The organism is Burkholderia sp. LMG 13014, from assembly GCF_905232215.1.
In the GTDB taxonomy this organism is placed as follows: Bacteria; Pseudomonadota; Gammaproteobacteria; order Burkholderiales; family Burkholderiaceae; genus Burkholderia.
Window position 1 is genome coordinate 1 of sequence record NZ_CAJNKE010000923.1, and the last position, 1,612, is coordinate 1,612.

The following is a 1,612-nucleotide window of genomic DNA, read 5'->3' on the forward strand; positions in this document are numbered from 1 at the left end:
CTGCCGTTCGTGCCGAAGCCGTTCGATCTGGCGGCGCTCGCCGCGCTGCTGGCCTGACGCGCGACGGCGATTGTTTCGATTGTTAATGGCGCGCCGCGTTTCCGAAATTTTCGATTAACCGGACTGGAGTCTCATAGACCCACGGCACCCGGCGACGCGCTCGCGACACCGCGGCGCGCGATTCGAACGATTCGAAAAAAACTGGAGACACCGAATGACGAAGCTCAAGGCAGGTTTGCTGACGATGGCGCTCGCGATGACGGCTGCCACGGCCGGCGCGACGACGCTGCGGATCGCATGTGGCGCAGCCGGCGTCGACCAGGACATTTGCCAGGTCTCGGCGAAGCGCTGGGCCGAGAAGACCGGCAACGAGGTCGAGTTCATCAGCATGCCCAATAACTCGAGCGAGACGCTGGCGCTCTATCAGCAGTTGCTCGGTAGCGGTTCGGACAAGATCGACGTGATGCAGATCGACACGGTCTGGCCGGGCATCCTCGCGAACCACCTGATCGACCTGAAGCCGTACAGCAAAGGGCTCGAAAGCCAGTCGTTCCCGAGCATCGTCGCGAACGATACGGTGAACGGCAAGCTGGTCGCGATGCCGTGGTTCATCGATACGGGGCTCCTTTACTACCGCAAGGACCTGCTCGACAAGTATCGCGTGAAAGTGCCCGCAACGTGGGATGAGCTCGACGCCACCGCGCGCAAGATCCAGTCGGGCGAGCGCAGCGCGGGCAACGAAAAGGTCTGGGGCTACGTGTGGCAGGGGCGCGCGTACGAAGGGCTGACCTGCGATGCGCTCGAATGGGTCAGCAGCTACAACGGCGGCACGGTGGTCGACGACAAGGGGCGCGTGACGATCGACAACCCGGGCGCGATCAAGGCGCTCGAGCAGTCGGCGAAATGGGTCGGTACGATCAGCCCGAAGGCCGTGCTGAACTACGGCGAAGAGGAGGCCCGCGGCGTGTTCCAGGCCGGCAATGCCGTGTTCATGCGCAATTGGCCCTACGCGTGGGCGATCGCGAATCGCACGGGCAGTCCGATCAAGGGCAAGGTCGGCATTGCGCCGCTGCCGAAGGGCGGCGCCGACGGCCGCCCGGCCGCCACGCTGGGCGGATGGCAGCTCGCCGTGTCGCGCTACTCGCCGAACCCGAAACTGGCCGCCGATCTCGTGATGTACCTGGCGAGCGCGGACGTGCAGAAGATGCGTGCGATCCAGGGGTCGTACAACCCGACGCTTCCGGCGCTCTATCGGGACAAGGACATCCTGCAGGCCAACCCGTTCATGGCCGACCTGCTGCCGACCTTCAGCGTGGCGGTCGCACGGCCGTCGACCGTGACCGGCGCGAAGTACAACCAGGTCAGCAACCAGTTCTGGAACGCTGCGCACGACGTGCTCGCCGGCAGCGACACCGCATCGGGTGCGCTCGCGCGGCTCGCGGTCGCGCTCAAACGGCTCGCGCCGGGCGGCAACTGGCACTGAGCGCCGCGGCGCGCTTGATCGATCGGGCCGGCCTTTGTAGCGTGCCGGCCTGAAAGGAGACATCGAATGAGAACCGGAAGCATCGAAATCAGTAGTAGTCCTGCATTTGTGATGGAGCCCGCCCGGGCG

General features: G+C 65.2%; 1 protein-coding gene. It reads left to right on the forward strand.

Annotation, left to right across the window (positions count from 1 at the left end):
- Positions 1–214 precede the first annotated feature (214 nt).
- Positions 215–1,483: an ABC transporter substrate-binding protein gene (locus tag JYJ84_RS36180; protein WP_175219329.1), complete on the forward strand. Its 1,269-nt coding sequence runs from the start codon at positions 215–217 to the stop codon at positions 1,481–1,483.
- The last annotated feature ends 129 nt before the right edge of the window (positions 1,484–1,612 follow it).

Bases quoted from the DNA above. Each gene is read 5' to 3' on its own strand.
- JYJ84_RS36180 (WP_175219329.1), top strand. From the start codon at position 215: ATGACGAAGCTCAAGGCAGGTTTGCTGACGATGGCGCTCGCGATGACG.